Below are 233 nucleotides of genomic sequence, written 5' to 3'. Positions count from 1 at the left end.
CCGCCGTTGCCGGGCACGGTCGAGGCGTTTATGCGTTTGGTGGAGGCGGGTTGGGATGTCGAGGCCTCCCGCCGCCCGCAGGGGCAGCACACCACGGTCGTGGTGCACCTTGATGTCGCCCAGCGCGCTGCGGCATTGCATCTGGGTCCGCTGCTGTCTGATTCGGATCGCCGATATTTGACCTGTGATGCCACCTGTGAGGTGTGGTTCGAACGTCACGGTGAGCCCATCGG

General features: G+C 65.2%; 1 protein-coding gene. It reads left to right on the top strand.

Features of this window, described 5'->3' with window-relative positions:
- The coding region (locus tag JF781_RS28355; protein WP_225341401.1) for a DUF222 domain-containing protein at positions 1 to 233 on the top strand (233 nt) is incomplete at both ends.

The sequence above is a fragment of the Mycobacterium sp. WUMAC-067 genome, from assembly GCF_020217485.1.
Classification (GTDB): Bacteria; Actinomycetota; Actinomycetes; order Mycobacteriales; family Mycobacteriaceae; genus Mycobacterium.
This window is presented reverse-complemented; position numbering and strand designations above follow the sequence as displayed.